Annotated in this window: 22 protein-coding genes and 1 pseudogene; 19 read left to right on the top strand and 4 right to left on the bottom strand. The window is 35.8% G+C overall.

The genetic code is table 11. The features are described from left to right. A complete protein-coding gene (locus KQI71_RS09075) occupies positions 1–1,278 on the top strand; it encodes a DUF6070 family protein (RefSeq protein WP_253288010.1) in 1,278 nt (425 codons plus the stop codon). A gap of 78 nt (positions 1,279–1,356) precedes the next feature. Here KQI71_RS09075 and KQI71_RS09070 read toward each other — a convergent pair whose 3' ends face one another. Together KQI71_RS09070 and KQI71_RS09065 are read right to left on the bottom strand one after the other, a co-directional pair. Continuing rightward, complete coding sequence (locus KQI71_RS09070) at positions 1,357–3,159, bottom strand: BlaR1 family beta-lactam sensor/signal transducer (RefSeq protein WP_216435589.1); 1,803 nt, start codon at positions 3,157–3,159, stop codon at positions 1,357–1,359. Then, positions 3,152–3,547 (bottom strand): BlaI/MecI/CopY family transcriptional regulator, encoded by a 396-nt coding sequence (locus tag KQI71_RS09065; protein WP_216435588.1) that lies wholly within the window; start codon positions 3,545–3,547, stop codon positions 3,152–3,154. Before KQI71_RS09065 ends, KQI71_RS09070 begins: the two co-directional genes overlap by 8 nt. Before the next feature lie 219 nt (positions 3,548–3,766). Between KQI71_RS09065 and KQI71_RS09060 the strand changes: the two genes are divergently transcribed. Continuing rightward, positions 3,767–4,108, top strand: a complete 342-nt coding sequence (locus KQI71_RS09060) for a hypothetical protein (RefSeq protein ID WP_216435587.1) — start codon at positions 3,767–3,769, stop codon at positions 4,106–4,108. Between the two features lie 51 nt (positions 4,109–4,159). Here KQI71_RS09060 and KQI71_RS09055 read toward each other — a convergent pair whose 3' ends face one another. Then, a complete protein-coding gene (locus KQI71_RS09055; RefSeq protein ID WP_216435586.1) occupies positions 4,160–4,510 on the bottom strand; it encodes a helix-turn-helix domain-containing protein in 351 nt (116 codons plus the stop codon). 356 nt (positions 4,511–4,866) lie between these two features. Between KQI71_RS09055 and KQI71_RS09050 the strand changes: the two genes are divergently transcribed. From KQI71_RS09050 to spo0A (KQI71_RS09000), 12 genes and pseudogenes are all read left to right on the top strand, one after another. Further along, a complete protein-coding gene (locus KQI71_RS09050; RefSeq protein ID WP_330655386.1) occupies positions 4,867–5,283 on the top strand; it encodes a helix-turn-helix domain-containing protein in 417 nt (138 codons plus the stop codon). A 523-nt stretch (positions 5,284–5,806) separates the two neighbouring features. Next, positions 5,807–5,962, top strand: coding sequence for an SHOCT domain-containing protein (locus tag KQI71_RS12520; RefSeq protein WP_330655385.1), 156 nt, complete (start codon positions 5,807–5,809; stop codon positions 5,960–5,962). Positions 5,963–6,031: 69 nt separating this feature from the next. After that, the gene (locus KQI71_RS09045) at positions 6,032–7,810 is read left to right on the top strand and encodes a recombinase family protein (protein ID WP_253288009.1); all 1,779 of its coding nucleotides are present in this window, start codon (positions 6,032–6,034) and stop codon (positions 7,808–7,810) included. Beyond that, positions 7,782–9,101: pseudogene (locus tag KQI71_RS09040) on the top strand (6-phospho-beta-glucosidase); the annotation flags it as partial. The gene KQI71_RS09045 and the pseudogene KQI71_RS09040, both read left to right, overlap by 29 nt. Before the next feature lie 129 nt (positions 9,102–9,230). Continuing rightward, positions 9,231–9,959, top strand: coding sequence for an AzlC family ABC transporter permease (locus KQI71_RS09035; protein WP_216435582.1), 729 nt, complete (start codon positions 9,231–9,233; stop codon positions 9,957–9,959). Then, on the top strand, positions 9,956–10,279 hold the full coding sequence (locus KQI71_RS09030) for a branched-chain amino acid transporter permease (protein ID WP_216435581.1): 324 nt from the start codon (positions 9,956–9,958) through the stop codon (positions 10,277–10,279). The genes KQI71_RS09035 and KQI71_RS09030 overlap by 4 nt, the downstream gene beginning before the upstream one ends. Positions 10,280–10,389: 110 nt before the next feature. Next, entirely contained in the window at positions 10,390–10,716 is a 327-nt protein-coding gene (locus KQI71_RS09025) for a metal-sensing transcriptional repressor (RefSeq protein WP_216435580.1), read from the top strand. Positions 10,717–10,740: 24 nt separating this feature from the next. Continuing rightward, positions 10,741–13,275 carry a heavy metal translocating P-type ATPase gene (locus KQI71_RS09020; protein ID WP_216435579.1) on the top strand — a complete coding sequence of 845 codons (2,535 nt, stop codon included), beginning with the start codon at positions 10,741–10,743 and terminating at the stop codon, positions 13,273–13,275. A 67-nt stretch (positions 13,276–13,342) separates the two neighbouring features. Next, the gene (locus tag KQI71_RS09015; RefSeq protein WP_216435578.1) at positions 13,343–13,552 is read left to right on the top strand and encodes a DUF1858 domain-containing protein; all 210 of its coding nucleotides are present in this window, start codon (positions 13,343–13,345) and stop codon (positions 13,550–13,552) included. A gap of 13 nt (positions 13,553–13,565) precedes the next feature. After that, the gene (locus tag KQI71_RS09010; protein ID WP_216435577.1) at positions 13,566–13,823 is read left to right on the top strand and encodes a heavy-metal-associated domain-containing protein; all 258 of its coding nucleotides are present in this window, start codon (positions 13,566–13,568) and stop codon (positions 13,821–13,823) included. A gap of 228 nt (positions 13,824–14,051) precedes the next feature. Beyond that, complete coding sequence (gene spo0A / locus KQI71_RS09005) at positions 14,052–14,846, top strand: sporulation transcription factor Spo0A (protein WP_216435576.1); 795 nt, start codon at positions 14,052–14,054, stop codon at positions 14,844–14,846. A 122-nt stretch (positions 14,847–14,968) separates the two neighbouring features. Then, complete coding sequence (gene spo0A / locus KQI71_RS09000) at positions 14,969–15,778, top strand: sporulation transcription factor Spo0A (RefSeq protein WP_216435575.1); 810 nt, start codon at positions 14,969–14,971, stop codon at positions 15,776–15,778. Positions 15,779–15,819: 41 nt separating this feature from the next. On the opposite strand, the gene KQI71_RS08995 is transcribed toward spo0A (KQI71_RS09000), so the two are convergent. Further along, complete coding sequence (locus KQI71_RS08995; RefSeq protein ID WP_216435574.1) at positions 15,820–17,562, bottom strand: Rqc2 family fibronectin-binding protein; 1,743 nt, start codon at positions 17,560–17,562, stop codon at positions 15,820–15,822. Between the two features lie 237 nt (positions 17,563–17,799). Here KQI71_RS08995 and KQI71_RS08990 point away from each other — a divergent pair, with 237 nt between their 5' ends. From KQI71_RS08990 to hisG, 5 genes are all read left to right on the top strand, one after another. Next, positions 17,800–18,672, top strand: a complete 873-nt coding sequence (locus tag KQI71_RS08990; RefSeq protein WP_216435573.1) for a methionyl aminopeptidase — start codon at positions 17,800–17,802, stop codon at positions 18,670–18,672. A 78-nt stretch (positions 18,673–18,750) separates the two neighbouring features. Further along, positions 18,751–19,221 (top strand): methylglyoxal synthase, encoded by a 471-nt coding sequence (locus KQI71_RS08985; protein ID WP_216435572.1) that lies wholly within the window; start codon positions 18,751–18,753, stop codon positions 19,219–19,221. A 32-nt stretch (positions 19,222–19,253) separates the two neighbouring features. Continuing rightward, the gene (locus KQI71_RS08980; protein WP_216435571.1) at positions 19,254–20,261 is read left to right on the top strand and encodes a DUF7309 domain-containing protein; all 1,008 of its coding nucleotides are present in this window, start codon (positions 19,254–19,256) and stop codon (positions 20,259–20,261) included. Positions 20,262–20,388: 127 nt separating this feature from the next. Further along, positions 20,389–21,573: an ATP phosphoribosyltransferase regulatory subunit gene (gene hisZ / locus KQI71_RS08975; protein WP_216435570.1), complete on the top strand. Its 1,185-nt coding sequence runs from the start codon at positions 20,389–20,391 to the stop codon at positions 21,571–21,573. 30 nt (positions 21,574–21,603) lie between these two features. After that, positions 21,604–22,251: an ATP phosphoribosyltransferase gene (gene hisG, locus KQI71_RS08970; protein WP_216435569.1), complete on the top strand. Its 648-nt coding sequence runs from the start codon at positions 21,604–21,606 to the stop codon at positions 22,249–22,251. Positions 22,252–22,253: the final 2 nt, after the last annotated feature.

The following is a 22,253-nucleotide window of genomic DNA, read 5'->3' as shown; positions in this document are numbered from 1 at the left end:
ATGAGAAAATTTTTATATTTAATCCTTTTTGTAATGACTCTTTGTGTTTTTTGCTGTTCGTGCAGTCAAAAGACAAATGATGTGAAAAAGACATCAAGTCAGCATGAGAAAAAGCTAAAAAGTGTCCCAAATAATAATACAAAAAAAGATGTTATATCGGAAGAAGATCTGGAAAAAGGATATGACTTGCCGGTATCCGCTCAAGAGAATGAAGAGGCTACAAGAGATTCTATGCAGATAATGTCGGGACTTGAACATATATATAGAAATGCGGATAAAGGAGATTCGTTAAATGTTGTTTTAGATAACAAATCGATATGTAAAATGATTAAAAAGATAAAACAACAGGGTTATTCTGTTACAGCTTCTGAAGATTATTCTAATATGGAGAATTATAAAAGATTTTCTTCATTTCTTGCAAAAGTACAGGAGAAACAGAAAGGGTTGGGTGTTATTTATGAAGTTCATTCCGATGGCAGCATTGGAAGAGAAAAATTTATTTATGACGGAAAGGATATGTTTCTATTGGCTTCAAATGCATCGTGGGATGATAATGGTAAGCCAATTATTACATTTGTTTCCTACACAAGGATAAAGAAATGGAGATATTCGAGAAAAGGATGGTTCTGCTATGAATTGTGTGTGCCTGAATATCCTGAAGTGACGGAAATGGTAGATGGAAGCTGTCTGATCAGAATTAAGCCAATGAGTGATAATAAGCGGAAATTATCAAGAAAATGCGTTCGTGGTTTAGCGTATCAGGGCAATAATATTTTATGTTCTAATTGGGATCAGGAACATATGCAAAAGATAGATTATAATGGTTTATATGAATATTTATATGCTATGAAATATAAAAAGAAATTTAATGGGAAAAAATATCCAAGTGGAATACCAAAAGATCAATTTGAGCAATTGATAATGGAATATTTACCTGTTTCCAGAGAAGAGATTGAAAAGTATGCAAGTTATAATGAAAAGAAAAAGACATATGATTGGATGCGGTTGGGATGTTTTAATTATGCACCTAATTTTTTTGGAACTTCTATCCCGGAAGTTACAAAGATTAAACATAATTCCAATGGAACAGTTACTCTTACAGTGGATGCGGTTTGTGAAATGGTGTTATGCAATGAGGCGGTCATTACTCATGAGCTAACTGTAAAATTTAATAAAGATGGTAGTTTCCGTTATTTGGGAAATAAGATCTTAAACGGTGGTATCAAGGAAATACCAGAGTATCAATATAGAATATTGAAGGAGAAATCGAAAAGATAAAAAATAAAGAGATTGGGTAAAGAATTATATAATGTATGTTTATCCAATCTCTTTGATAATTAAAAGATATGTAAAATTTTATTGTCTCCAGATATTCATGTCAGATAAGATAGACATGGTGATTTGTGCTGCGCTATTTCCAGTAGCATCACTATTTGCACTGATATTGGTGGCAAAAAAGCAGGTATTATCTGTTGTTTCGATATAACCTACGAACCAGCCGTTCACATCTTTGTCATCTATGCGTCCGGTACCGGTTTTTCCGTAAAGTTTCTTATCATTGACAGATGAAAGAAGAATGGAATTCTTTACTGCCTGAAGGTTGTTGGAATGGAATTCTAAATTGTTGGCTTGTAATTTTTTCAGAAGTTCCACTTGTTCTACAGGAGAAATTTTTAAGGTGGATTCAAGCCAATAGGAAGATAATCCACCCGTTATATCCTTATTTCCGTATTCAATTTTGTTTAGATAATTTTGAATACGAGTAAGGGAAAGTCGTTCATCTATTGTATGGAAATACCAGTTAGCAGAGGCTGCCATAGCAGAATCTAGTGTCAGATCAGTATTCCATGCTTCAAAAGGATAGTCTTTTCCATCCCACATAAGTAAGGAGTTTTGTGGCGTAATAATATTTTCCTCTAATCCCCAAAGCGCATCGTATATTTTATAAGTGGAGTCTGGAGATATACGATGAGTGGCATGTTCCATGTCATACACAATCCAGCTATCACGATTGGAATCAAATAAAACAAAGCTGCCTTCATAATTTTTAAAGTATGAAGAAAGATCGGTCTGAGTTATATTTTCTGAAGAATAATTCCAGTTATATTGATTGTTGATAGCAGCATAGGATGAAATAAAAGGAGTAAAACTTATAATTCCAGCAGCAATCAGCATAAATGTGATAATTCCAATTGCCTTCTTATGAAAAGAGGGATTTTTATAGGAAGCAATGCTGATGATACGTCGTCTTATCTGTTTGATATTTCCACCAAGACCTGCAGCGAAAGGAAAAGGAGAAGAGGAAATCTTCTCAGCAAAATTAATCAGTGTATTTCCATATTTTTCATAATCGCATTCATCGAGCATTTTTAAAACGGAAGTATCGCAGGCAATCTCACGATCATTACGCATTTCTTTTAACGCATACCAGATGATAGGATTAAACCAATATAGTATTGCCGTAAGGATCATTAGATAATTGGCAAGAGAGTCTTTATGTTTATAATGTTGTAATTCGTGCAGCAAGATATAACGCACATCCGTTTCATGATAATCCGATATCAGATGAATTGGCATATAAATTCCGGGTTTAAAAATGCCTGTAATAATAGGTGTTTTTAGGAAAGCAGTGCTATAAATGGGGATATTAGTCCTTGTGAGTTTCATCTCGGATAAACATTGTTTATACAATTTGTATATAGTGGCATTTTGAAGAGGAAGTGCGGATCGTTTTAAAGAACGCAATTGCAGTGAGGACTTTAGTACCAACACGAGCACTACAAACATACCGGCAATCCATACACATAACAAAATGCTTCTGATAATTGTCGGAGTGCTGGAATTTACAGAGATAGTAAATTCGTTCATCCAGTCAGAAGAATTGGAGAGGGTTGCAGGGGAGACTACGGTTTTATTTTGATCTGTTTGAAATGCCGGTGATATAATTACATGATTGAGCCAGGAAAAAAGGTCAGGAAACTGTTTACTTTGTACTGGGAAAAATGGTGTTAAAAGCAGAACAAGTAAAAAATACCATAAATTATACTGCATCCGGCTTGTCAGAGTGTTTTTAAAGATCCACTTGGATACTAAAAAAATGCCAATAATAATACTGATAACAATATTGCATAATAAAAAGTGGGTTATGAATTCAGCCATGCGTGGAACCTCCTGTAGGATCTTTTTTGGAAAGAAGAGAGCGTAAATCTTCTAGTTCTGTTTCGGATAAGTGGTCATTTTCTATATATGTGGATAACATGGCGGTGATATCCCCGTGAAAATATCGATCTAAAAAAGATTTGCTTTTTTGATCAATATAATCAGATTCTTTTACTAAAGGTGAATAAACGAATACCCGGCTGTCTTTTTCATAGGTCAGAACGCCTTTATTGACCAAGCGTTTGATTAAAGTTTGTATAGTTTTTGCACTCCATGAAGATGTTGCTAAAAGTTTTTCAGTAATCTCATTTGTGTTAATAGGAGCATACTTCCAAACAATTTTCATCACTTCATATTCAGCTTCTGATATTTGTGGTAATGCACTCATGTAGACACCTCCTAATTCTTACGAGTGTAATATACATATTTTATTATAAATCCCACTATATACAAAGTCAAATAAAAACTTGACTATTTATCTTACGCGTGTAATAATTAAAATATTACAAATGTAAGATAAATATTTTGTAATTAAAATCCGTTTTTAACTGTGTGGTGTAACAATTTCAAATATGTAAATACTACATACAAGAATGGAGGCGAAAATATGGGAAGTGATCAGATATGGAATCAAGTGGCAAAATTTATGCAGCAATTGCGTGGCGAAAATTTATCGAAAAAATCAATAATTCAGATACCAGGACAGAAAAATGCTAAAAATGAATTGGAAAAGATACAGGCGATTGGAAAAGAGCGGATGAAGCATATGAAGGAAACCGAACAAAGAATTATTCAGAAATGGATAGAATGCTTGGAAGATAATGCATCACTAGAGGCTCAACAGGCTTATTGTCAGGGATATATAGATTGTCTGTTCTTATTGTGTGGTATGGGAATTATTGAAAAAGATAGTGTGGCAAATGATATTTTTGAACAGTTGAATAAATAATAGAAAAGGTTCATTTTATGACAAAACGAACCTTGAATATTAGAGCAAAAATTAAATATCAGAATTGTCTGTGCGAGTGTCATCGACTGATAGGACAGCTTCTGTGATTGCGAGGAGAGTTTTAAGCTGTGTCTCATCGCATTGAAGTAGATGTCTTTGTAATTTTTGGTATGTACTGTTGTTCAGATTTTTATCTGGATAAATTACAGTATCAGCAGATAAATTAAAATATTGTATGGTTTTGGCAAAAACCTCAAGGCTGGGAGTATTCTTAAAGCGCTCCAAGTCTTTCAAATATGATAATGAAAGATCAAGAATTTCAGCCAATTCAGCTTGTGTGAGTTTTTTATCCATACGGGCATTTTTCATAACAGTACCAAACTGTTTTGGGTTGAGAGCCATAGCACCACCTCCTATAAGTATGTTATAGCCATACTTATAAAATGTAAAAATGGTAAAAAGATACTTTATAGATATGGTATGACAGCACTAATGACAGATTGGAGTAAAAAATGATGGGAAAATGTGATAAACAGTTAAAAAAACACAATTTATTAAATTGGTGCATTGTACTATTTTAGGTATGGTTAAACCGACCTTACTTGGTGGGATTGGCGGAAAACTGAGAGAAAAGATGAGTAATGGTTATCGAAACTGTAATTATCATCTTTTCTTTTTTTATTTTGAAAAATATTTGTTGAACAAAACAAAGAACTTTACAAAAAATACGCCGATAAATCGTGGAAATACATCGAAATATGTGTTCTATATCTTTTTCTTATGTCAGGTTATACTTGTCTCAGAGGAAAAAGGGGGTGTCTGCCATTAGTAAATCTGTTAGAAACCAGTATCTTGAATTTTTAGCGGAAACAGGTATGACACGCTACGAATTTTCAAAACGAAGTGGTATTCCGGAAAGCACATTATGGAGTTTGGGACAGAAGAAAGATTATGATGTGCGGGAAAGTAATATACGAAAAATAGCACAGGGCATGGGTGTTCCGGCTTCAGATCTTTTTAATGATAATGAAAATACAATTTGTCTTGAAGAAAGGAGTGAGGTTTGGATTATAAAGAATTATAGACGATTATCTGAGAGACAGAAAGGGCGTATAGAAGGTTACATAAAAGCATTACTAGATGAAACAGGAAGAAATGATTTTCAATCCGAGTAGAGGGTATTTTGAAAAATAATCAAAATACCTTTTTTCTTTTGAATGATACACCGATAAATCGTGGAGGATAACCGAAATATGTGTTCTTTGCAAGGGTAAAGCAGACATTTATAATTTAGATGTGTCCACAAGAAAAAATGATTTTCGTGAACACAACGACAATTAAATATGATGATTTCATCGGACATAAGGAACAGTTACGCATTGCGCCGTGCCGCAGATGCGCCAGGATCAGTAAGGCTGAAGTGATGGAGAGGAAATATACATTTGATCCATCTGCCTGATGTGAGATGCCGGGAGCGATAACATCCATGCAAAAGAGGAATTGTGGTGATTCCGTGGTTGCGACTGTTCTATGATAATGATACTCCCTTTATGGTCTATAAGAGATGGTGCGAGTCCAGAGTGTGCTGCTGACCACAGTGACCGGTGATTTCAACTGGAGATTATATGGAGTATCTGCTAATAGCAGGTAATAAGTTATGTTGTTGTTTGCTATTAGCAGATATAGAAAAGGAATGATATGCGAATGAATGTGAACAAAATCATAAGATATAGTATGCAGTTGGCAATGCTCAAGCAACTAAAGTCAAAGAATATGATTACGGAGGAAGAGTATGAAAAGATACTGCGTGCAATAAGAAAAGATTATCAGGTTATATCTGATATTTCACCTTGACAGAATAAATGTACTATTGTGTTATGGCTATATACACTACGAATGGAACACAAAAAACGAGGTGAGACATTGAAAGTCGAAGTGATAAAGGCACAAGAGAATAATAAGAATTTAGCAAATCCGCGAAAAATAGAGCGTATGCGTGTGGCAGCCTATTGTCGTGTCAGTACGGATGATGAGGATCAGATAAAGAGTTATGACTCTATGGTTCGGTATTATACGGACATGATTAAGAATAATAAGGATTGGGTATATGCTGGAGTGTATGCGGATAAAGCGATGACAGGAACTAAGGATAATCGAGAGCAGTTTCAGAAACTCATTCAAGATTGCAAAGATGGAAAGATTGACATGGTACTTGCCAAAAGCTTGCCACGATTTGCTCGTAACACATTAGATACATTAAAATATGTGCGTATGCTGAGGGAGCGAAACATAGCTGTATATTTTGAGGTAGAGAAAATCAACACCTTGAAAGATGGCGAGTTTTTAATGACGATTTTGAGTTCTGTTGCACAGCAGGAAGTGGAGAATACTTCCGCATATGTGAAAAAGGGCTTGAAAATGAAAATGCAGAGAGGGGAGTTGGTTGGCTTCCAGGGATGCATTGGATATGATTACGATTTGGTGACTAAGACATTATCCATAAATGAAGAGGGGGCAGAAACTGTTAGATATATATTTGACAGATATGTTGCCGGAGCTGGAAGCACTATGATAGCGAAGGAGTTGAATCAACAGGGGAGTCATACGATACGTGGTAATCCATGGTGCAGCTCTAGTGTTATGGGAGTGGTGAATAATGAAAAATATATGGGAGATATTCTTCTTGGTAAAAGTTTTACCGTAGATCCAATTTCCAAAAGAAGATTGGAAAATCGAGGGGAAGAGGATAGATTCTATATAAAAGATCACCATATTCCAATTATTTCAAGAGAGACTTTTGAAAAAGCACAGGAAATTCGTGCAAGGAGAACCAGTGGTAGAAAAAAAGAAGTAGTTGTGGGAAAACGAGAAAAATTTAGTAGACAATATGCCTTTAGTTGCATGTTGAAATGTGGTTTTTGTGATACTACATTATGCAGGCGGGCATGGCATAGTGGATCAAAGTATAAGAAATATATATGGCAATGTGATAATTTTGTTAGGAATGGAAAGCAATATTGTCCGAAGTGTAAAGGTATGCCGGAGGAAGTTATTGAAAAGGCATTTGTGGAATCATACCGCATGATATGCACGGATCACAAGGATGTATTGGAGGAATTTCTACGAAGAGTTGAGAAAACTTTGAAGGAAGATGATTCACAAGAAATGATGCATCGTCTGGAAAAGAAGATAAATAATATAACAAATAAGCGTAAGAATTTGCTGGATAAATATTTGAGTGGTATGATTGCACAGGATATTTACGAAGAGGCAGAGATTTCTTATGAAAAAGAGTTAACCCAAAATCGGGCAAAGCTAAATTATTATGAGAAACAGTCTGAAGAAGAATGTAACCTTCGAAGACGATTAAATGAATTTAGAAAATCTCTCAAAAACAATGGTGTTTTAGAGGCGTTTGATCGAGCTGTTTTTGAAAGTGTTATTGAAAAGGTTATTATAGGTGGTTATGATAAAGATGGAAATGCTGTTCCCTATAAAATAACTTTTATATACAAAACAGGTTTCAAGGATGAATTTGACAATGCAAAAAAGCAGTTTGGAAAGCGAAAGACGGCTAAAGATGCCATGGAGAAACTTGGTGCATCCGTCGATAAAATGTGTTCCAATGTGAGTGACAAGCTGGAGGCATTGTATTCCGAAAGTAGTCTCAACACATGGAGTTCCAAGAAGAATAACAGATAAAATTGAAGAAAATGAATTTTATCCAAACCATGAAGCAATTGATTTTTATCATCATTATAAAGAAGATATCAAGTTATTTGCAGAAATGGGACTGAAATGTTTCCGCACATCCATTGGATGGAGTCGTATTTTCCCAAATGGAGATGATGAACAGCCTTGTGAAGAAGGACTACAGTTTTATGATGATATGTTTGATGAATTATTGAAGTATGGAATTGAGCCAGTGATTACATTATCTCATTTCGAAATGCCTCTTCATTTAGCAAGACATTATGGAGGATTCAGAAATCGCAAAGTGATTGATTTCTTTGTGAAATTTGCTCAAATATGTTTTGAACGGTATAAAGATAAAGTAAAATATTGGATTACATTTAATGAAATCAATAATCAAATGGATACAGCAAATCCTCTGTTTTTATGGACAAATTCCGGAGTGTTACTAACAGAGGATGATAATCCAAGAGAAGTGATGTTTCAGACAGGACATCATGAGCTGATTGCGAATGCACTTGCGATAAAAAAATGCCATGAAATTTGTCCAAAAGCACAGATTGGATGTATGATTTCTTGTGTTCCGATTTATCCTTATTCTTGTAAACCTGCCGATGTTATGGCAGCGCAGGAAGCAATGCACCAGAGATTTTTCTTTCCAGATGTGTTCATGAGAGGGAAATACCCAACGTATGCATTAAATGAATTTAAGCGGGAAGGGTATCATATTGTTTTTGAAGATGGAGATGATAAAATCTTGAAAGAAGGAACGGCAGACTTTCTCGCATTAAGTTATTATATGTCTACGGTTGTAAAGGCCGATGCGGTCAATGAAGATCTTGGAAAAGATGTTTCTGGGGGACTTGCAAATTCTGTACCAAATCCTTACGTTGGCGCAAGTGACTGGGGATGGCAGATCGATCCGGAAGGTTTAAGATATTCTTTAAACGTTTTACAAGAACGTTATGATAAACCGTTGTTTGTGGTAGAAAACGGATTTGGGGCAATTGATGAAATTCAGGAAGATGGTACGATTGATGATCAGCCAAGGATTGAGTATTTAAAAAATCATATTGAGGCAGTAAAAGAAGCAGTGAATCATGATGGTGTAGAATTAATTGGCTATACACCATGGGGAATTATCGATCTTGTATCATTTACAACCGGAGAAATGAAGAAACGTTATGGTATGATTTATGTAGATCGTGACAACGAGGGAAACGGAACAATGAAACGAAAAAAGAAAAAATCATTTGATTGGTACAAAAAAGTAATTGCTTCTTGTGGAGAAGAACTATAGAAAAAATGATACATCTGGAAGAGAGTCATATTGGCTCTCTTCCTTCTTTTTTTCTTGAAAATCAAAGAAGTCTATGATAGAATCATATAAAACATACAGAAAAACTATGAAATAGGAGAAAGAAGAAAGATGTCAGAAAAAAAATTAGTATGGTATGGATTCCAACAGGCACTGCCGATTACATGCAGCTATCTTTTTGTTAGTATGGCATATGGCATGACCATGGAAAAAGCTGGATTTTTTTGGGGATGGTCTCTTCTTACAAGTCTTACCGTTTATACCGGAGCATTTCAATTTCTGCTTGTTACTTTTTTAAGTAGTGGAGCTTCCATTCTCACGATTGCGATGACTGCGTTATTTATGAATAGTCGACAATTTTTTTATGGGCTGACTTTTGTAGAAGATTTTAAAAAAATGGGAAAATTTTATCCCTATATGGTACATACTATGACAGATGAAACATATGCAGTCAATTGTGCAATGCTTGAAAAGAAGGATGAGAAGGAAAACGATTTTTTAAAGGATGACAAAAAACGAAGAAGAATTATGTTTTATGTTGCATTGTTTAGCCGTATTTCCTGGATGATTGGTGCAGTTGGCGGAGGGGTTCTTGGACAGTTAATTCCAGCACAGCTTACTGGCATTGATTTTTGTATGACAGCATTGTTTCTTACAATTTTTATCGATCAATGGAAAGCAGCCAAACATCATTTTCCGGCACTTTGTGGATTGTTTGTTGGTGTTTTATGTTTGCTTTGTTTTGGAGCGAATCGTTTTATGTTACCATCATTGATCCTGGTTTCTGGAGTATTATTAATTATGGAAGAAAAAGTAAAGAGAGAGGAAGAAAGCCTATGAAAAACACAGCTATTTTTGTAATTATTTTAATTTCTGCTGCTTGTACGCTTTTTATGAGAGTACTTCCTTTTACAATCCTTGGCGGAAAACGAGAAATACCGCAGAAAATTCAGTATTTAGGAAAAATTTTACCACCAGCAATTATGGCAGTTTTAATTGTTTATTGTTTAAAAGATGTTCCGTCTGATTTTAAAGGCGTTGGAATGGAAAAACTTCTTGCATCAGCAATTTGTATTGCAGTTCATTTATGGAAGAATCATACATTTCTTAGCATTATTGCTGGAACTGTTGCTTATATGATTTTATGTTCTGTTTGGTAAAAAGATGCTGCACAGAAAAAAATACTTGCAATATACCCCTTAAGGGTATATTATTTTTCTAGTAAGGATACCCCCTGAAGGTATTTTTAAAAAAAAGTGGAGGATGTTTTATGGCAGGAGAAAAGAAATGTCCATGTTGCCAGGAAAAAGCAGAGCATGGCAGAACAAAGGAACGTTCTGATAAAGAATACAGAGATCTGATGAATCGTTTAAAACGAATTGAGGGACAAGTAAGAGGAATCCAAAACATGTTAGAAAAAGATGCCTACTGTACAGATGTTATGGTGCAAGTGGCTGCTGTCAATGCAGCCTTAAATAGTTTTAATAAAGTCTTACTTGCCAACCACGTCAGAACTTGTGTTGCAGAAAATATCAGAAAGGGAAATGATGAAGTGATTGATGAACTTGTCAATTTATTACAAAAATTAATGCGATAGAATTTGTCGCGGAAAGGAGATAAAATGGAACAATATCATGTAACAGGCATGAGTTGTGCTGCCTGTAGTGCCCGTGTGGAAAAAGCAGTATCCAAAGTTCCAGGAGTAATATCTTGTTCAGTTAGTCTTTTGACAAATTCTATGGGAGTAGAAGGAAGTGCATCACCGCAGGATATTATAAAAGCAGTTGTAGATGCCGGATATGGAGCTTCACAGAAAGGAGGGGAAACCTCAACAAATGGAGCAGTATCTGAATATGAAGAGATGCTGGAAGATAAGGAAACCCCGATAATGAAACGTCGTTTAATCGTTTCTGTGTGCCTTTTGATCCCGCTGATGTACGTTTCTATGGGACATATGATGTGGAACTGGCCATTGCCAAAATTTGCTCAGGGAAACCATATCGGCATGGGACTTTATCAGATGCTTTTAACCATCGCAGTTATGGTAGTTAATCAAAAATTCTTTGTTAGTGGATTTAAAAGTCTTTGGCATAGAGCTCCTAATATGGATACCCTTGTGGCGCTTGGATCTACAGCATCATTTGTATATAGTACCTATGTATTGTTTGCAATGACAGATGCGCAACTAAAGGGAAATGCAGACATGGTCATGCATTACATGCATGAATTCTATTTTGAGTCGGCAGCAATGATCCTGACTTTAATTACCGTTGGAAAAATGCTGGAGGCGCGTTCGAAAGGAAAGACAACAGATGCATTAAAAGGGCTTATGAAGCTTGCACCAAAAACCGCTGTTGTGAGAAGAGATGGAAAAGAAGTTGAAGTTCCGATTGAACAAGTGCAAAAAGGAGATTTGTTTGTTGTAAAACCAGGAGAGAACATCCCGGTAGATGGAATTGTTATGGAAGGAACCAGTGCGGTTAATGAATCTGCACTGACCGGAGAAAGTATCCCGGTGGATAAAGATTGTGGCGATAAAGTTTCTGCAGCAACGTTAAATCAGTCTGGCTTTCTTGTATGTAAAGCAGAAAGAGTCGGAGAAGATACAACACTATCTCAGATTATACAGATGGTAAGTGATGCAGCTGCAACAAAAGCACCAATTGCTAAGATTGCAGACCGTGTTTCTGGTGTCTTTGTTCCGGCAGTTATTAGCATTGCCATTGTTACGATGATTGTATGGTTGATTGCTGGAAAAGATGTTGGATTTGCTTTGGCAAGAGGAATTTCTGTTCTTGTAATTAGTTGTCCATGTGCTCTTGGTCTTGCGACACCAGTTGCGGTTATGGTAGGAAATGGAATGGGAGCCAAAAATGGCACAATGTTCAAAACAGCCGTATCTTTGGAAGAAGCTGGAAAAATTCAGATTGTCGCTCTTGATAAGACAGGAACAATTACAAAAGGAGAACCGCAGGTTACAGATTTTTATCCTTCGGTAGGAGTTTCCAAAGAGGAACTTTTAAAAACTGCCTATGCTTTAGAGCAAAAAAGTGAGCATCCATTGGCGAGGGCTATTCTTTCAGCAGCGCAGGAAAATGGAATGAAATCGGTAGAACTTAAAAATTTTCAAGCTGTTCCTGGGAATGGGTTGACCGGCTTTTTAAATGGAAAAGAACTGGCCGGTGGAAATCTGAAATTTATTGAACAAAAAGCCAAGGTAACGCAAGAGATCAGAAAACAGGCAGAAAAATATGCAGAGGAAGGGAAAACGCCTCTTTTCTTCAGCGAAGATAAGATTTTAATTGGTATCATTGCAGTTGCAGATGTCATCAAAGAAGATAGTCCACAGGCGGTGAAAGAACTTCAGAATATGGGAATTCATGTTGTTATGTTGACTGGAGACAATGAGCGTACGGCAAAAGCTATTGGAAAACAGGCTGGAGTAGATGAAGTGGTAGCCGGAGTACTTCCAGATGGAAAAGAAGCGGTTATTAGCAGATTGAAGAAAAAAGGAAAAGTAGCCATGGTTGGAGATGGTATTAACGATGCACCGGCATTGACAAGAGCTGATATTGGAATTGCCATCGGAGCAGGTACTGATATTGCCATTGATGCAGCAGATGTTGTTTTAATGAAGAGTCGTTTATCAGATGTTCCGGCTGCGGTACGTTTAAGCCGTGCAACGCTTCGTAATATTCATGAAAATCTGTTTTGGGCATTTTTCTATAACGTTATTGGAATTCCACTTGCAGCTGGCGTATGGATTCCAATCTTTGGATGGACATTAAATCCAATGTTTGGAGCAGCCGCTATGAGTCTTTCAAGCTTTTGTGTAGTAAGTAATGCATTAAGACTCAATCTATTTAAGGTAAATAATGCATCAAAAGATAAAAGAAGAAAAGATGCTCTTGGAAGTGAACCGCTGCTTATAGAGGAAGAAAAAGGAGAAATAAAAACTTTAAAGATTAAAGGTATGATGTGTGAACATTGTGAAGCTAGAGTAAAAAAGGCACTGGAAGGAATCAAAGGTGTTGAATCTGCGACGGTAAGTCATAAAAAAGGAACAGCGATCGTAAAACTTTCAGAACCAGTCAGCAATCAGGTTATGAAAGAGGCCGTCGAAAAAGAAGAATATAAAGTTTTATCAATTTCATAAAAAAGTGGTTTACCACTAAATATAAAATTATTAATGAAACAGCCGAAAAGGCGAAGGAGGTAACAATATGGCACAGGTAACAAAGGATACAATGATTGGTGAATTATTACAGATTAATGCAGATGTAGCTCCAATTCTAATGGATATTGGAATGCACTGCCTTGGATGCCCGGCGTCTCAGATGGAAACAATTGAACAGGCAGCAGGTGTGCATGGAATCAATCCAGATGAATTGGTAGAAGAAATTAACCAGTTTTTAAAAGCAGCAGACAAATAAGGGGGAATTTATCATGCAGGAAGTTGTTGTAAGTATTGATGGAATGATGTGCGGAATGTGTGAAAGTCATGTAAACAATGTTATTCGAAACAATTTTAATGTAAAAAAAGTGACATCCTCTCATTCTAAAGGACGCACAGTTATTATCACAGAAGAAGATATTGATGAAAAGAAATTAAGAGAAAAAATCGATGAAACTGGTTATAGCGTAACCGATATCAAAAAACAGCCATATGAAAAAAAGGGTCTGTTTTCTTTTCTAAAAAAATAAATAAAAAAATAGAGAAGGGGAATATCCAAGAAGAGATATTCCTCTTCTTTTAGTATTAAGAAAAGGAACATGTTTCGACAGATTTCTTTTTAAAGAAGAAGAAAGATCTCTAAAACTGTAGAAAAATTTCTCTTTTGGAAAAAACTTGCGAAGGATAGCGTCTTGTATCGAAACTTCAACAGAATATATAATAATCTTGTAAATTAAAACAGAATTGGAGGACATAATATGAGCAAGATTCATGTAGCAATCGCAGATGACAACCAAAGAATGGTTGATATGATAACAAAGCTGTTAAGTCAGGATGATGACATAGAAGTAGTTGCCAGTGCAGACAATGGGGAAGCGGCAGTTGAAATTATAAAGGAAAGTCATCCAGATGTCGTTTTATTAGATATCATTATGCCAAAATTAGATGGAATTGGAGTTTTAGAGCGTATCAAAGAAGTACCAGCCGAAAAAAAGCCAGCAGTGATTATGCTTTCTGCCATGGGACAGGAAAGCGTCTGTGAGGAAGCTATGGAGCTAGGTGCTTCTTATTTTATTTTAAAGCCATTTGATTCACATATGGTAATTCGAAAAATTAAGCAGGCAAAATCTCAAAGCGGCATGGCTTCCTCATTGGTTCCATTTCGCGAAAAAAATGAAAAGCTTACAAAAAATCAACTAGAAATTATTATTACGAATATGATTCATGAAATTGGAGTACCGGCTCACATCAAAGGATATCAGTATTTAAGGGATTCTATTATGATGGCAGTTTATGATATGGATATTTTAAATTCAGTTACAAAACAATTGTATCCAGCAATCGCAGAAAAATTTCAGACAACATCCAGCCGTGTAGAACGTGCAATTCGTCATGCGATAGAAGTGGCGTGGGGAAGAGGAAAGATGGATACGATAGATGCATTATTTGGATACACTGTACATGCAGGAAAAGGCAAACCGACAAATTCAGAATTTATTGCGTTGATTGCAGACAAAATTCGCTTAGAATATGAAGACAAAATCAATTCTTAAAGAAAAATTTGATACAATCTTGTAAAAAAATGGTATAATATCCTTTAAAGGGATATGAAAACATGTAAAGTGGCTAGGAAAGAAAATGGTATAAACAGCAGCTTAAGGGGGATGAAACAAGTATGGACAAAAATCAGAGGGTTTTAATTGCAGACAGCAACCTGGTGGAAGCAAAAAAACTTGCAAAAGAGCTGGCTTTAAAGATGGAGATTGTAGAGGTTGTATCCGATGGGATTAGAGCTTTGGAAGCAATCACAGAATATAAGCCGGATGTTGTAGTTCTGGATATTATGATGCCGATGATCGATGGACTTGGTGTTGTTGAGAAATGTCGAGAGCGCCTGACAGAGGATGAGATTCCTTCTTTTATTATGACGACATTCATCGGAACACAAAAGTTGATTGAATGCATTAATCATATGGATATTGATTATTGCATTATGAAACCATTTCAGACAGAAATATTATTTCATCGAATCGAGCAGATCACACGCCTAAAATATATGAATCAGAAAGTTCAGTATTATGGGAAAAAGTCAAAAGAAGAACAAAAAGCATTTCCATCAACATCCTATGACATTCGTCAGGATGTAACAAAAATTATCCGGGATCTTGGAATTCCAGCTCATATTAAGGGGTATCAGTACATAAGAGAAGGAATTATCATGGCAATTGAAGATATCAATATGATGAATTATATTACGAAACTATTGTATCCATCCATTGCAAAAAAATACCGGACGACATCAAGTAGTGTAGAAAGAGCAATTCGACATGCCATTGAGGTTGCGTGGAATAGGGGGAAAGTAGAATTGCTTGAGGAAATGTTTGGCTATACCATCAGTGCAGGCAAAGGAAAACCAACCAATTCAGAATTTATTGCATTAATTGCAGATAAATTAAGATTGGATTATCGGATGCACGCATCCTAAAAAAAAGGCAGGTCTTACTGGCAAAGACCTGCCTTTATTCTTTAGGATAATTCTTCAATTCCATCAATATTTGGTGTACACATCATGGAATAATTCGTATGGTAAATAACGAAACCAGGCTTTGCTTTTGGCGGTTTTTTCAGCTCCTTTCGTTGAATATAGTCAATTTCCACTTTCGGGTCCTGGCGTCCTTTTGAATAATAAGCAGCCAAGCGGCCGGCTTCTTCAAAGGTAGCATCTGGAAGGGTATCTGCTTGTTCCTTGCGGACAATTACATGGGATCCAGGCATATTTTTTGCATGGAACCACCAGTCTCCACCATTGGCAAATTTAAAAGTTAGTTCATCATTTTGATAGTTGTTTTTTCCAACATATATATGAAATCCATCAGAAGAAAGAAAATGAAGTGGTTTTGATTTTGCTGGTCTGCGGCTTCCTTTTTTTCCATGACTTTTAATATAGCCATAATCACTGAGTTCTTGTTTGATGCTTGCTAAGTCTTTTTCCTGGTCGGAAAGAGCAAGAGAGGTAGCAATAGAATCCAAGTGATCGAGATCTGCTTTTGTCTCCACAGTAAGTTCTGAAAGAGCTTCATAAGTACGTTTTAATTTATTATATCGTGCAAAATATTTTTTAGAGTTTTCTAGTGGTGTTTTAGAAGGATCCAGTGGAATTGTAATTTCTTCATTTGTGTAATAGTTCATGCAAGTGAGTGATTTCGCTTCTGGTTCTAAGTTATATCCATAAGCTTGAATTAATTCACCGTAAACTTTATATTTTTCACGTTTTTGCGTATCTTTTAGCTGCTTAATTTGGAGATCATATTTTTTGCTTGTACGCTCCAATGCTGTTTGAACAATTTTTCTAAGATCAGAAGTTTTTTGCTTCATTCTTGTATATTTTTCTTTTTCTGAATAATACCCGGTAAGTACTTCGAAAATAGAATCATATGTTTTTACGGTATAATCAGGAAAAGAAGTTAAAGGAATACAGGAAAATTCTTTTGGCTCCTCTCCACTATATAAAATATTTGGCGTATAGTGTTGATCCTCAATTTCCTCTTTTAATTTTATGAGTTGTCCGTAAAGTCCAGCTGCGCTTTCTTCCGTTAAGGAATCAGTAGATGCATTTCCGTCAAGTCCAGCACGATAGCAAAGTTCATTAGCGATTAAAGGGCTCATGCCGGTGATCGACGTATAAAGAGCTTTGCAAAGATTGGAAGGTTTCTTTATAATTTTTTCAGAAAAATCTTTTACACAAAGTTCAGATAAAGGGTGTTTTCCTTTGGATGGTGGAAACGTATAGGTTCTTCCAGGAAGGACTTCTCTTACAGAACTAATATTTGCAGAGATATGTTTGATACTATCAAGAATCATATTTTCAGAATCAACAAAAATTAAGTTGCTGTGTTTTCCCATGATTTCAACGATCAAACGCTTTTGACATAAATCTCCGAGCTCATTTAAATGTTCGATTGTAAATTCAATGATACGTTCAAAGTTTGGCTGCCGGATCGATAAAATTCTTCCATTGCTAATATGTTTTCTTAAAAGCATGCAAAAATTTGGTGCCTGCATTGGGTTCGTTTTTGATTCCTGTGATAAATAGACCAGAGGAAGAGATGCACTTGCCGATAAGTGAAGACGCATTGTTTTACGGTCTTTTTTTATAACGAGTGTGATTTCATCTGCTTCTGGTTGATAAATTTTATAAATTCTTCCACCGATGATCTGATGATTTAATTCTGATACAATATTGGAAATGACAAATCCATCGAATGCCATAGTAATAACCTCCATGTTCATATGATTTTTTTCATTCATAGCAAACAAAAAGGCATGATCTGACAAAACAGCCAGAGCATACCGTTTCTTTTATTCTCAAAATACCATAAGTGAGGAATAAAGTCAATCCCGCTGCATTGCTATTTGAGCTATGTTATAGTAAAATTGTCATAACTTGATATGCAAAAGAAGCACATCAGGAAAATGATTGAATGAAAGAAAAAGGAAGTGCGAAGAATGGAAACAATCGGAAGAAATAGTGAATGCTGGTGTGGAAGCGGGAAAAAGTATAAAAAATGCCATTATCAGTTCGATGAAAAATTAAGAGAATTAAAACAGGAAGGACATCTTGTACCATCCCATAACATGATCAAGACACCAGAACAGATTGAAAAAATTAGAGAAAGTGGAAAAATTAATATTGCAGTGCTTGATTATGTAGCAGAACATATTAAAGCTGGTGTGACAACACAACAGATTGATGATTGGGTATATGAACAGACAACATCCAGAGGAGCGATTCCAGCCCCTTTAAATTATGAAGGATTTCCAAAAAGTGTTTGTACTTCAATCAATCATGAAGTATGCCATGGAATCCCATCCGAGAAAGTTGTATTAAAAGAAGGTGATATCATTAATGTCGATGTCTCAACAATTTATCATGGATATTTTTCGGATTCTTCCAGAATGTTTTGTATTGGAGAAGTATCGGAAGAAAAGAAGAAACTTGTGCAAGTAACAAAAGAATGTGTAGAACTTGGATTAAAACAGGTAAAACCATGGGCATTCATGGGTGATATGAGTGATGCGGTTCATCAGCATGCTTTGGAAAATGGATATACGGTCGTAAGAGAGATTGGGGGACATGGAGTTGGAATTGAATTCCATGAAGATCCATATGTAAGCTATGTTGCACAGCCTGGAACAGGAATCGTACTTGCACCTGGAATGATGTTTACGATTGAACCGATGGTAAATATGGGAACGGATCAGATTTTTGTAGACGATGAAAATGGATGGACAATTTATACAGAAGATGGAAAACCATCAGCGCAGTGGGAGATTCAAGTTCTTGTTACAGAAGATGGATATGAAGTACTAGCGTATTAAATATAAACTTGCTATAATGAAAAAGAAAATCATAAACTTATCATTTCTTTTAGAAAGGAAGCATAAAGGAGAAAAAATATGGCAAAGGACTATATTACCGTAACCATCGAAAAACAGAAAAAAATTGCACTGATTGCACATGATGGGATGAAAAAAGAGCTGATTCAATGGTGTGATGACAATAAAGACATACTAAAAAAACATTTTCTGTGTGGTACCGGAACAACGGCAAAAATGGTTGCTGAGGCAACAGGACTTCCGGTAAAAGGATATCACAGCGGCCCTCTTGGAGGTGATCAGCAAATCGGTGCACAGATTGTAGAAGGAAATATTGATTTTGTCATTTTCTTTTCTGATCCACTGACTGCACAGCCGCATGATCCGGATGTAAAAGCATTGCTTCGAATTGCACAGCTTTATGACATTCCAATTGCAAATAACAAAGCAACTGCAGATTTTATGATTACATCGAAATATATGGATGAAGAATATCAGCATCATGTGATGGATTTTCAGAAAAATGTAGCAGATAGAGCAAAAACATTATAAGACAATGGTATAACTGCAGGGGGAAAATCATTTTGAGAAAGAAAGCATCGTTAGAGTTATGGAAAGAATTATATGAACTTGCCAAGGAGCTTAATGCATTAAATCCGTGGAAATTTTTAGGAGATACAGATCTTTTAAGTATTGGTTTAGAAGATGATGATGAGCCAGTATTTGTAAGTTTTACAGGAGATGGAGATCCCTTGAAAGGGATCGCAGTTTATGAAGGATTGGATGGACTTGGAGATTTTGCCATGGTTATTTCTGGAGAAGAATTAAATCTTCCGCCAGAGTATGTAGCATATGAACAGACGTGCCTTTACACATACTGGGGAAATAAAGAAGATCTTCCGCCAGAAAGTGCTGAAATTTTAAAACAGATCGGAGTTGAATTTTGTGGGGATGGAGAATGGATTTTCTTCTTATCTCATAATAATCGGTTCCGTCCATGTATTTTGGATGAAAGAGAAGCTACGCTAATGGTCAATGTTTATAAAAATGTGATTATGGCAGTTCGTGCTCTTCTTGATGGAACAATCGAAGTCCATTTTGAAGAAGGAGAGTGTTTATGCCGCGCTTATGATCATGAAAGTAAAACATGGAAAATGTTTGCACAAATGCTTCCAGATGCAGAAAAAGCCTTTCCATCGATTCAGATCGATGATGATGCATTAAGAGAACGGTTAAATGAAAGACCACCAGTGGATATCGAAGTTTTGCTTGATTTTAATTATACCAATACCGTGGTAGAAGATGAAGCATATGATCGTCCGGTTCATCCACTGTTATTTTTGGCAGTCGATGCTACCAATGAGGAGATCATTACTGCAGAAGTCTTAAATCCAGATGAAAGCGAAATCGATATGGCATTAAATTTCTTTGTAGCCTTTGTAGAACAGCATGGAAAGATGAAAGCAATTAAAGCAAGAAATCCTTGGATTTTTGGAGCTTTGGATGATATCTGTCAATATTGTGACATTCCTCTTTTGCAGGATCCGTTGGAGATTGCAGAAAATATAGAGCAGGAAATGTTTGATCTGTAAAAAAAGTTTATAAAGAGAAAAGGTCGTGTAGTTGACAAAGCACTCTGGTATTGATACAATACTAGAGTGTTTCACGTATTAACGAATTATCACTTTAATTCGATAAAGTAACAAGGAGTAAAAAAGAATGAATAAGAAAAGAGTTCATACACCGGAAGGTGTTCGTGATGTTTATGGAATAGAATGTAGACAACGAAGCAAGTTAAAAGAAAAATTAGAAAAAGTTTTTGCCTCTTATGGTTATGAAGGCATTCGTACGCCGGGGTTTGAATTTTTTGATGTCTTTAATAGTGAAAAAGGAACCGTATCTTCCAGAGAAATGTATAAGTTTTTTGATCGAGAAGGAAATACACTTGTGCTTCGTCCGGATGTGACACCATCAATTGCACGCTGCGTTGCAAAATATTTCAGTGATGAAAAAATGGGAATTCGTCTTTGCTATGCAGGAAATGTATTTTTGAATAACTCAAGCTATCAGCTGAAATTAAAAGAAACATGTCAGCTTGGAGCCGAACTTGTGAATGATGATTCTGCACAGGCAGACAGTGAAGTGATTGCTATGGCAATCGATTGTTTCCTTACAGCTGGACTTACAGATTTTCGAATTTCGATTGGAGAGGTAGAGTTTTTTGAGGGACTTACCAATACAATTGAGGATGAAAATATTCATTTAGAATTAAGAGAATTTATTTTAAATAAAAATTATTTTGGCTTGATGGAATATGTAGAAAATCTTGAAATTCCAGAAAAAATAAAAGAAGTATTCCTTCGCTTTAATGAACTAAATGGAGATGTTGCCATTTTGGATCAGGCAGAAGCTATGGTAGAAAATTCGCTGTCAAAGAAAGCAATCGAGAGACTTCGTAAAGTTTATGATATCTTAAAATTATATGGAAAAGAAAAATATGTAAGTTTTGATCTTGGAATGTTAAACAAACATAATTATTATACTGGAATTATTTTTAAAGGATATACTTATGGAACGGGAGATGCAATTTTAAAAGGTGGACGTTACGATAATCTGATAGAACAATTTGGAAAGAAAGCGCCATCTGTTGGTTTTGCAATTGTATTAGATGAACTTATGATGGCTTTATCAAGACAGGGAATTGCAATGGAAGCAGATTCAACCGATACGATGATTGTTTACAGTGAAGATCTAATGAAAGATGCTGTTGCAAAAGCAAATGAACTGCGTTCGAAAGGACAGAAAGTAATTTTGGAGCGAAAAAATTCAGAATGTACGAAAGAAGATTATGAAAAGTTCGGGGAAAAACATCGTTTTGGTGAAGTACTTTACTTTTTTAATTAAATTATAAAGAGCAGAAAGGAAAAAAGAACCATGAGATATATTACATTTGCACTGGCAAAAGGGCGCCTGGCAAAGAAAACGTTATCATTGCTGGAACAGATTGGAATTACCTGTGAAGAGATGAAAGATGAAAAGACAAGGAAACTGATTTTTACAAATGAAGATTTAAAATTAAAATTTTTCCTGTCAAAAGCCAGTGATGTACCAACGTATGTAGAATATGGTGCGGCAGATATCGGGGTCGTAGGGAAAGATACGATTTTGGAAGAAGGAAGAAATCTTTATGAAGTGCTGGATCTGAAATTTGGAGCATGCAAGATGTGCGTTTGTGGACCGAAAGAAGCAAAAAAATATTTGACAGGAAATGAAATTATTCGTGTTGCTTCCAAATATCCGCATATTGCAAAAGAATATTTTAATAATCAAAAGCTTCAGACGGTAGAGATTGTAAAATTAAATGGATCCGTAGAGCTTGCACCAATTGTTGGATTGTCAGAAGTCATTGTCGATATTGTAGAAACGGGTACAACGTTACGAGAAAACGGGCTGGAGGTATTGGAAGAAGTTTGTCCGTTATCTGCTCGTATGGTTGTAAACCAGGTTAGTCAGAAGATGGAACAGGAACGAATCAGTCAGATTGTAACTGCATTAAAGAAATTACTAGATGAAAAGAAATAGAG

Source organism: Anaerostipes sp. MSJ-23, from assembly GCF_018918155.1.
In the GTDB taxonomy this organism is placed as follows: Bacteria; Bacillota; Clostridia; order Lachnospirales; family Lachnospiraceae; genus Anaerostipes.
Note: the sequence above shows the minus strand (reverse complement) of the source record. Positions and strands in the feature narration are given on the sequence as shown.